The organism is Bacteroides sp. 2_2_4 (assembly GCF_000157055.1).
GTDB classification, from domain to species: Bacteria; Bacteroidota; Bacteroidia; order Bacteroidales; family Bacteroidaceae; genus Bacteroides; species Bacteroides ovatus.
Genome location: NZ_EQ973361.1, coordinates 262,794 through 272,234 on the forward strand (window position 1 = coordinate 262,794; position 9,441 = coordinate 272,234).

The 9,441-nt window shown below is 41.2% G+C and carries 11 protein-coding genes and 1 tRNA gene; 9 read left to right on the plus strand and 3 right to left on the minus strand.

The annotated features are described in order from the left end of the window. Window positions 1-520 precede the first annotated feature (520 nt). The 3 genes from pfkA to cmk all read right to left on the minus strand — a co-directional run bounded on the left by pfkA (window position 521) and on the right by cmk (window position 3,267). Window positions 521-1,501, minus strand: coding sequence for a 6-phosphofructokinase (gene pfkA / locus BSCG_RS11690; protein WP_004297914.1), 981 nt, complete (start codon window positions 1,499-1,501; stop codon window positions 521-523). A gap of 201 nt (window positions 1,502-1,702) precedes the next feature. Next, complete coding sequence (locus BSCG_RS11685; RefSeq protein WP_004306786.1) at window positions 1,703-2,572, minus strand: 4-hydroxy-3-methylbut-2-enyl diphosphate reductase; 870 nt, start codon at window positions 2,570-2,572, stop codon at window positions 1,703-1,705. 8 nt (window positions 2,573-2,580) lie between these two features. Beyond that, complete coding sequence (gene cmk, locus BSCG_RS11680) at window positions 2,581-3,267, minus strand: (d)CMP kinase (RefSeq protein WP_008776301.1); 687 nt, start codon at window positions 3,265-3,267, stop codon at window positions 2,581-2,583. Between the two features lie 217 nt (window positions 3,268-3,484). Between cmk and BSCG_RS11675 the strand changes: the two genes are divergently transcribed. From BSCG_RS11675 to BSCG_RS11635, 9 genes are all read left to right on the plus strand, one after another. Then, a complete protein-coding gene (locus BSCG_RS11675; protein ID WP_004306792.1) occupies window positions 3,485-4,168 on the plus strand; it encodes an energy transducer TonB in 684 nt (227 codons plus the stop codon). Between the two features lie 69 nt (window positions 4,169-4,237). Next, a complete protein-coding gene (locus BSCG_RS11670; protein ID WP_004306794.1) occupies window positions 4,238-5,212 on the plus strand; it encodes a polyprenyl synthetase family protein in 975 nt (324 codons plus the stop codon). Between the two features lie 15 nt (window positions 5,213-5,227). Then, window positions 5,228-5,944, plus strand: a complete 717-nt coding sequence (locus BSCG_RS11665) for a hypothetical protein (RefSeq protein ID WP_004297925.1) — start codon at window positions 5,228-5,230, stop codon at window positions 5,942-5,944. Beyond that, window positions 5,938-6,714: a TatD family hydrolase gene (locus BSCG_RS11660; protein ID WP_008776302.1), complete on the plus strand. Its 777-nt coding sequence runs from the start codon at window positions 5,938-5,940 to the stop codon at window positions 6,712-6,714. Before BSCG_RS11665 ends, BSCG_RS11660 begins: the two co-directional genes overlap by 7 nt. 120 nt (window positions 6,715-6,834) lie before the next feature. Then, window positions 6,835-6,922 (plus strand) — tRNA-Ser (locus tag BSCG_RS11655). A 74-nt stretch (window positions 6,923-6,996) separates the two neighbouring features. Further along, on the plus strand, window positions 6,997-7,797 hold the full coding sequence (locus BSCG_RS11650) for a MotA/TolQ/ExbB proton channel family protein (protein WP_004312432.1): 801 nt from the start codon (window positions 6,997-6,999) through the stop codon (window positions 7,795-7,797). Window positions 7,798-7,803: 6 nt separating this feature from the next. Further along, complete coding sequence (locus BSCG_RS11645) at window positions 7,804-8,289, plus strand: hypothetical protein (RefSeq protein ID WP_004297929.1); 486 nt, start codon at window positions 7,804-7,806, stop codon at window positions 8,287-8,289. Window positions 8,290-8,324: 35 nt separating this feature from the next. After that, window positions 8,325-8,918, plus strand: coding sequence for an ExbD/TolR family protein (locus tag BSCG_RS11640; protein ID WP_004297930.1), 594 nt, complete (start codon window positions 8,325-8,327; stop codon window positions 8,916-8,918). A gap of 3 nt (window positions 8,919-8,921) precedes the next feature. Beyond that, window positions 8,922-9,392 carry an ExbD/TolR family protein gene (locus BSCG_RS11635; RefSeq protein ID WP_004297931.1) on the plus strand — a complete coding sequence of 157 codons (471 nt, stop codon included), beginning with the start codon at window positions 8,922-8,924 and terminating at the stop codon, window positions 9,390-9,392. Window positions 9,393-9,441: the final 49 nt, after the last annotated feature.

Consider the following 9,441-nt stretch of genomic DNA (forward strand, 5'->3'; position numbering starts at 1 on the left):
ATATCTCTACGGGGAAACGACAGTATCCTTACGTAGAAACTGTAGTGTCCCGCCTTAGAAACTGTCGTTTCCTGCCGTGGAAATTGTAATTTCTAATGCCGGAAACGACAGTTCCCCGCCTGGAAACGGGAAGTTAATGTATACAATAAACTTTTGCACCCATGGAGAATTGGCTTTGCAAGGCTTATACTGTGTGGCAGATACTTTGATCTGCAACCTATCTGCAACAGTATCTGCAACGTTACAACTATCTATTAACTAGTGAATTACACACGTTTGGTTGCAGGTGGCAGATGTTTTTATGTTTTTCAACTTTATAGTAGGAGGATTACGCATCAAAATTAGGGTCGCAACCGTAAGTCATAAAACAAATTCACCTCTGTGTCCTCCGTGTCCTCTGTGGTGAAAAGAAGCATTGAATAAATGAAAGAAGAGCGGTGAATGATAAGGAAATCTCCCGTTCATCCACCGCTCTTTATCTTATATACTGATATAAGCTGAACTCCTAAAAATAAAAAGATTAGATTGAAAGCTCTTTCAATACAGTGACAAGATCTCTCTTGATTGGTTTGTCATTCTTAATAGCCTTGCTGAACGGTACGTAAACGATTTCATCATGTTCGATTCCGATCATTACGTTACGTTGATCTTCCATAATAGCATCGATAGCAGCAGCACCGAGGCGGCTTGCCAGGATACGGTCGTGGGCAGTCGGGCTACCACCACGTTGCAAGTGACCTAAGATCGTCACACGTACATCGTATTGCGGGTATTCGTTTTTCACACGTTCGGCATAATGCATGGCTCCTCCGGTCAGTTCGCTTTCGGCTACCAATACAATACTACTGTTTTTTGATTTACGGAATCCGTTCTTGATAAACTCTTCCAGTTGGTCGACTTCCGTACTGAATTCCGGAATAATAGCAGCTTCCGCTCCCGAAGCGATCGCTCCGTTCAATGCAAGGAAACCGGCATCACGTCCCATCACTTCTACAAAGAACAAACGTTCGTGTGAAGTGGCCGTGTCGCGAATCTTATCCACAGCGTCCAATATCGTATTTAATGCAGTGTCATATCCGATGGTAGTATCTGTACCGTAAAGGTCATTATCAATAGTTCCCGGTAGTCCGATACACGGAACATCAAATTCCTGTGCAAAGATGCGTGCACCTGTCAGTGAACCGTCTCCACCAATGATAACCAAGGCATCAATGCCTTCTTTTTTCATATTATCATAAGCCAACTGGCGACCTTCCGGAGTCGTGAACTCTTTACAACGGGCTGTTTTCAAGATAGTACCACCCAACTGGATGATATTACTCACATTCTGACTCTTAAATTCTTTGATTTCACCAGTGACCAGACCTTTATAGCCTCTGTATATACCTTTGACTTGCAATCCATTGTAGATAGCTGCACGTGTCACTGCACGTATAGCAGCGTTCATTCCCGGAGCATCACCTCCGGAGGTCAAAATTCCGATACACTTAACTGTTCCCATATAACAATCTCTCATTAATTAGTTTGACGCGGCAAATGTACAATAAAAAGTTGAAAGCAGCGGTTATGAAGTTTTTTTTCGTATGAAGAAAACATTAAAAATGTTCAAATAGCCCTTTCTTGCTTTCTTTTTATTCATTCGTGTTACTTTGCCGTTTTTTCTTATGTTGCTTTGCTATTATTCTTTATATGAATAAAGCAATTATTCTTTGATAAGCGTCCGAATGTGATTGTAAATCTTCTCCATCAACCATTTCGGAGTAGAAGTCGCCCCACATACACCAATCGATTTTACGTTTTGAAGAAGAGAAGGATCGATTTCTTTCTCGTTATCTATCAAATGCGAATTAGCGTTCACCTTCAAACATTCTTCAAACAGCATCTTTCCGTTCGAACTCTTTTTGCCGCTGACGAAGAAGATCAAATCGTGTGTAGCCGCAAACTCCCGGAGCTTAGGCATACGGTTGGCAACCTGACGGCAGATCGTATCATAATATTCGAAAGTCGCCTCCGGTGAAATATGTTGTTTGAAGTATTCTACGATTTCTTGAAATTCGTCCAGTGACTTGGTTGTCTGTGAGAAAAGGCGGATACTTTTGTTTAAATCCAGCTTTTTGGCTTCCTCTGCCTTTTCAATCACAATTGCCTTTCCGTCTGTCTGCCCTACCAGTCCCAACACTTCAGCGTGTCCGCTCTTGCCGTAGATGACAATTTGCTTTTCTTCGTCACTGTCTGCCAGATACCCTTGTCGGATGCGTTTCTGCAAACGTAATACAACCGGACAGGTCGCATCGATAATCTCGATCTTATTTTCACGGGCAATCATATAAGTTTCCGGTGGCTCGCCATGCGCCCGGAGCAATACTTTTGCATTTTTCAATTGCTTGAATTCTTCCCGATTGATGGTGATTAATCCCATCGTTTTCAGCCTGTCCACTTCCCGACTATTATGCACAATGTCTCCGAGGCAATAGAGTGTTTCTCCCTTTGCCAACTCTTCTTCTGCCTTATGAATGGCTGTCACCACACCAAAGCAGAAGCCGGAACCTTCGTCTATCTCTACCTTGATCATAAAACAAACTATTTACTTACCTTATTAAATTGTTCGAAAAGCCATTTTTTCTGCTCTTCAATCGATAAGTCGGTATTATCCAGGAGCAGCGCATCTTCTGCTTTGCGCAGCGGGCTTACTTCACGGTTTTGATCGATATAATCCCGTTGTTTCACGTTTTCCAGAATTTCGTCGAAGCTGGCTTCCTGTCCTTTTGCTTTCAGCTCGTCATAACGACGTTGAGCACGGATTTCGGGAGTAGCGGTTACAAATATTTTCAGTTCCGCATCCGGGAAAACGGTAGTTCCTATATCCCGGCCATCCATGACGATGCCCTTTTCCTTTCCCATTGCTTGTTGCTGCGCCACCATTTCTTCACGTACGAAGTCAAGCGTACTGATAGGGCTCACTTTGGAAGAAACCTCCATTGAACGGATTTTATTCTCCACATTCACGCCGTTCAGATACGTGTCGGGACGTCCGGTTTCCTTATTCAGCTGGAAAGATATACGAATGTTCTTGATTTCTTTTTTCAGTTTCTCCGTATCGATCACGTCTCCGTTGAAAATCCCGTTCTCTATACTATATAAAGTGACCGCACGATACATGGCTCCACTGTCAATGTAAATGTAACCCACTTCGCGGGCAAGATCTTTGGCCATTGTACTTTTTCCACAAGAGGAAAAGCCATCGATTGCAATTGTTATCTTTTTCATATTCAGTTCATCTGATTTGTTCGCCAAAGATACGGCAAATTTGAAAATCAACCATAAGTTTGCCGTTAAAAGGAGCAAGACAAGTACGAAAGAATTAAAAAAGTTAAAAAGCCGGATAAAAAGAGGCAAAGAGGGGAACGAATACATGAAAATGTACTATATTTGCCCGGAGACACATGAAAGGACACTTTTTTTTAATCATTATATTAATAAATTTATGGAAGTTAAAAAATCACCCAAGGCAGACCTGGAAGGCAAGAAGTCTACATGGTTGCTCGTTGGTTACGTGGTAGTTCTAGCTTTCATGTTCGTGGCGTTCGAATGGACCCAGCGTGACGTGAAGATAGATACAAGCCAGGCAGTAGCCGATGTCGTGTTTGAAGAGGAAATTATTCCTATTACCGAAACCCCTGAACAAGCAGCTCCACCACCACCTGAAGCTCCAAAGGTAGCAGAATTGCTGGAGATTGTGGATGATAAAGCTGATATTGAGGAAACAACAACTATTATCAATGAAGATAATCAAGCTCGTGTAGAAGTAAAATATGTGCCTGTACAAGTGGTTGAAGAAGAACCGGAAGAACAGACTATTTTCGAGGTTGTAGAAAATATGCCGGACTTCCCGGGCGGACAAGCAGCTTTGATGCAGTATCTGGCAAAAAATATTAAATATCCGACTATCGCACAGGAAAACGGAACTCAAGGACGTGTTATCGTACAGTTCGTTGTTAACAGAGACGGTAGTATCGTAGATGCGAAGGTTGTACGTAGCGTCGACCCGTATCTGGATAAAGAAGCCCTCCGTGTGATTAATACCATGCCGAAGTGGAAACCAGGTATGCAGCGCGGAAAACCGGTACGTGTTAAATTTACAGTTCCTGTGATGTTTAGATTGCAGTAATTTGTAACACTATAAATGGAGAGGCTGCTTTCGGCAGCCTCTTTTTATTCATTAATTTTTTTATTCATCATGTTTACAGCTTCTCAATTACTCGATAAGATAAATAATCATATTTCTGAAATCCAGTTTACCCGGACGCCGAAAGGACTTTATGAACCGATTGAATATATCCTTTCTCTGGGTGGGAAGCGGATACGTCCTGTATTAATGTTGATGGGATATAACTTGTATCGGGAGGATGTTGCGTCTATATACGATCCTGCCACTGCGATTGAAGTTTACCACAATCACACCTTGTTGCATGATGATTTGATGGATCGTTCGGATGTGCGCAGAGGGAAACCTACCGTGCACAAGGTCTGGAATGATAATACTGCTGTACTTTCGGGAGATGCTATGTTGATTCTGGCATTTCGGTATATGACGGGTTGTCCACCGGAACACCTGAAAGAAGTGATGGATTTATTCAGTTTGACTACACTCGAAATCTGTGAAGGACAGCAACTGGATATGGAATTTGAATCTCGCTGTGACGTTACAGAAGACGAATACATTGAAATGATTCGTTTGAAAACAGCCGTGTTGCTTGCGGGTAGTCTTAAAATAGGTGCAATTCTGGCAGGAGCGACTGCTGAAGATGCAGAAAATCTATATAATTTTGGAATGCATATTGGAGTAGCATTCCAGTTACAGGATGATTTGTTGGATGTATATGGTGATCCGGAAGTGTTCGGGAAGAAGATAGGTGGAGACATCCTCTGCAATAAAAAAACATATATGCTTATCAAAGCACTGAACCGTGCGGATGAAAAGCAGCATGCTGAATTGAATCGTTGGTTGAATGCGGAGGCTTTTCAACCTTCTGAAAAAATCGAAGCGGTAACTGAAATCTATAATCAGTTGAATATCCGCAATATTTGTGAAAGCAAAATGCGTGAATATTATACGTTCGCTATGGAAAGTCTGGCGGCGGTAGCTGTTGCGGAAGACAGAAAAAAAGAACTGAAGAATCTGGTGAAATTATTAATGTATCGTGAAATGTAGTTAAGTATCGGAGATATGCCTTATAGACGACTACCAAATACTGATCAAGCAAGAGTTCGGGCGCTGAAAGCGGCTGTCGAAAAGGGAGAGATGTATAATGTGCGTGACTTGGCTATTACATTGAAGACATTATTTGAAGCGCGTAACTTTTTGCATCGGTTTGAGGCAGCGCAAATTTATTATACCCAGTGCTACGATAATCAGTCGCGTGCCAGCCGTAAACACCAGATGAATGTGAAGACTGCCCGGCTGTATATCTCTCATTTTATTCAGGTGCTCAATTTGGCAGTGCTTCGTGATGAAATCAAGGTGGCACATAAAGAGTTATATGGCTTGCCTGCTTCCAATACCGTACCGGACCTGTTGAGTGAAGCCTCTCTGGTAGAGTGGGGGAAGAAAATAATCGAAGGCGAACAATTAAGGACCACTCAAGGTGGCATACCTATTTATAATCCGACTATTGCACGCGTAAAAGTGCATTATGATATTTTTCTGGAAAGCTATGAACGGCAGAAGAACTATCAGGCATTAACCAATCGTAGTCTTGATGAACTGGCGTCTATGCGTGACCGTGCCGATGAATTGATTTTGGATATCTGGAATCAGGTAGAAGCCAAATACCAGGATGTCACTCCCAATGATACCCGATTAGAAAAATGCCGCGACTATGGACTGATATATTATTATCGCTCCAGCGAAAAAATAAAAGAAGAAAAAGAAATATCATGTTGATCGATACTCATTCTCATCTTTTTGTTGAAGAATTTACCGAAGACCTGCCATTGGTGATGGAACGTGCGCAGAAAGCGGGAGTTTCCTATATTTTTATGCCCAATATAGACAGTACGACCATTGATGCTATGTTGTCGGTTTGTAGGGATTATCCGGGATTTTGCTATCCGATGATCGGACTGCACCCTACTTCTGTCAATGAATCGTATGAACAGGAATTAGCGATTGTTCACAAATACTTGTCGACTTCCCGTGAGTTTGTGGCTATCGGAGAAATAGGTCTTGATCTTTATTGGGACAAGACTTTTCTGAAAGAGCAAATCTTGGTTTTTGAAAAGCAAATAGAGTGGGCGCTGGAATATGGTCTTCCCATTGTAATCCATTCAAGAGAAGCGTTTGAATATATATATAAGGTAATGGAACCCTATAAAAATACCTCTTTGACCGGCATTTTTCATAGTTTTACCGGGACATCGGAAGAAGCGGCGAAATTGTTGGAATTTGAAGGATTTATGTTAGGTATCAATGGAGTTGTAACTTTCAAGAAATCGACTTTGCCGGAGGCATTGACGACTGTTCCTTTAGAGCGCATTGTGCTTGAAACCGATTCTCCCTATTTGGCTCCTGTGCCGAACCGGGGAAAGAGGAATGAAAGTGCCAATGTGAGAGACACACTCATGAAGGTGGCGGATATTTATCAGATGGATCCGGAGTATGTGGCACAGGTCACTTCTGTGAATGCGTTAAAAGTGTTCGGAATCCGCAAATAAGGTTCGAAAGGTTTTAAATTATATTAATTTGCAGTATTTATTCAAGATAAAAGGGGGAGAATGCTTCTTGAAAAGAAAAAAAAGAATACATTTGTAGCTGAAAATGCTGAAAACACAGAGGGAGAGATGCTCGAGTGGTTGAAGAGGCACGCCTGGAAAGCGTGTATACGCCAAAAGCGTATCCGGGGTTCGAATCCCCGTCTCTCCGCAGAAATGAAAGAGAGATGAGAAGTAAATACAATAATAATAATCAATTAATTAATCTTAAAAATTAGACACACAATGAAAAAGTTATTTGCAATTGTTGCTGTGATTGGGGCCTTCACTTTTGGCTCAATTCAACTTGCTCAGGCTCAAGACGCTCCTGCAGCAGAACAAACTGAACAACAAGCTGCTCCTGCCGCTGAAGCTACTACAGCTGCTGCTCCTGCTGCAGAAGAGGGTGGTATTCACAAGGAAATCAAAGTTAAATTCATCGAAGGTACTGCATCTTTCATGAGTTTGGTAGCTATCGCTTTGGTGATCGGTTTGGCTTTCTGTATTGAACGTATCATTTATTTGAGTTTGGCTGAAATCAACACAAAAAAATTCATGGCATCTATCGAAGCTGCTTTGGAAAAAGGTGATGTTGAAGCTGCTAAAGACATTGCTCGTAACACCAGAGGTCCGGTTGCTTCTATCTACTACCAAGGTTTGATGAGAATCGATCAAGGTATTGACGTAGTTGAGAAGTCAGTTGTATCTTATGGTGGTGTACAGGCAGGTTACCTTGAAAAAGGATGTTCTTGGATCACACTGTTTATCGCAATGGCTCCGTCACTCGGATTCTTGGGTACTGTAATCGGTATGGTGCAGGCATTTGATAAAATCCAGCAGGTAGGTGATATCTCTCCGACGGTTGTTGCAGGTGGTATGAAAGTAGCCTTGATTACAACTATCTTCGGTTTGATTGTAGCATTGATCCTTCAGGTATTCTACAACTACGTACTTTCTAAAATTGAGGCTCTTACAAGTGAAATGGAAGATTCTTCTATCTCTTTGCTTGATATGGTAATCAAATATAACTTGAAATACAAAAAATAATCTAAAATGAGTAAGTTAACATATAGAATATCGTATTACGCACTGTATGCGATGTTTGCTATTATTCTGATCGTTATTGGCTTGTTCTTCTTAGGAGGAGATGCCTCGGGCGATGCCTTAATTCCGGGAGTAGATCCCGAAATGTGGCAACCGGCTCAAACAGACGCCTTACTCTATCTGATGTACGTTTTGTTTGGCTTAGCCATTGCAGCCACTGTTATTGCTGCTGTATTCCAATTTGGTGCAGCTTTGAAGGATAACCCGGCAAATGCCATCAAGTCTTTACTTGGTTTGGTTCTTTTAGCTGTTGTTCTTATTGTAGCTTGGGCAATGGGTGATGGTACACCAATGCAGATTCCTGGCTATAGTGGTACAGACAATGTTCCTTTTTGGCTGAAAGTAACTGATATGTTCCTTTATTCTATTTACATATTGTTGTTTGTGACAGTTGTTGCAATCATTGCGAGTGGTATAAAGAAAAAATTGTCGTAATCAATTGAGGATACTCGATTAAATAAGTTATTAAAATGGCAAAAGGAAAAAGAAAAGTTCCTGATATAAACTCAAGTTCTACGGCGGATATTGCTTTCTTGTTGCTGATCTTCTTCTTGATTACAACATCAATGGATACGGACCGTGGTTTGGCAAGACTTTTGCCTCCACCACCCGAAGATGAAAAGAATGAGAATACCGATAAAATTAAAGAACGTAACATCCTGCAGGTTTATCTGAATAAAGATGATGCTTTGATGTGCGGGAATGATTATATTGGTGTTGATCAGTTGAGGCAGAAAGCCAAAGAGTTTATTGCTAACATCAATAACGCTGAGAATATGCCGGAAAAGACACAAAAAAATGTCGATTTCTTTGGTACTACTCTTGTTAATGATAAGCATGTAATTTCTTTGCAGAATGACCGCGGGTCTTCTTATCAGGCATATATAAGTGTGCAGAACGAATTGGTAGCTGCATACAATGAATTGAGAGATGAGTTAGCTCAAGAAAAGTTTGGGGTTACTTACGCTGAACTGAATGATGCACAGCAGAAAGCTGTTCGTGAAGTTTATCCGCAACGAATTTCTGAAGCAGAACCTAAAAAATACGGAGAAAAAAAGAAGTAAGTAATGGGAAAATTTAATAAGACTGGTAAACGTGAAATGCCGGCATTGAATACTTCTTCGTTGCCTGACCTTATCTTTACCTTGTTGTTCTTCTTTATGATTGTAACAACGATGCGTGAGGTAACATTAAAGGTGCAGTTTACACTTCCGCAAGGTACTGAACTCGAAAAACTGGAGAAGAAATCACTGGTAACATTCATTTATGTAGGGGAACCTACACAAGAATATCGCGCGAAAATGGGTACTGAAAGTCGTATTCAGTTGAATGACAGTTATGCTGAAGTGGGTGAAGTACAAGACTTCATTTTTCAGGAACGTGCGAGTATGAATGAAGGCGATGCTGCTAAGATGACTGTGTCTCTGAAAGTAGATCAGAAGACAAAGATGGGTATTGTTACTGATGTAAAAAATGCTCTTAGAAAATCTTATGCTTTGAAGATTAACTATTCGGCTACGAAACGTGGTGAGAAGTAATTAGTTAATTCAATATATATAAAAAGGGCGTTCAATTCAAATTGAACGC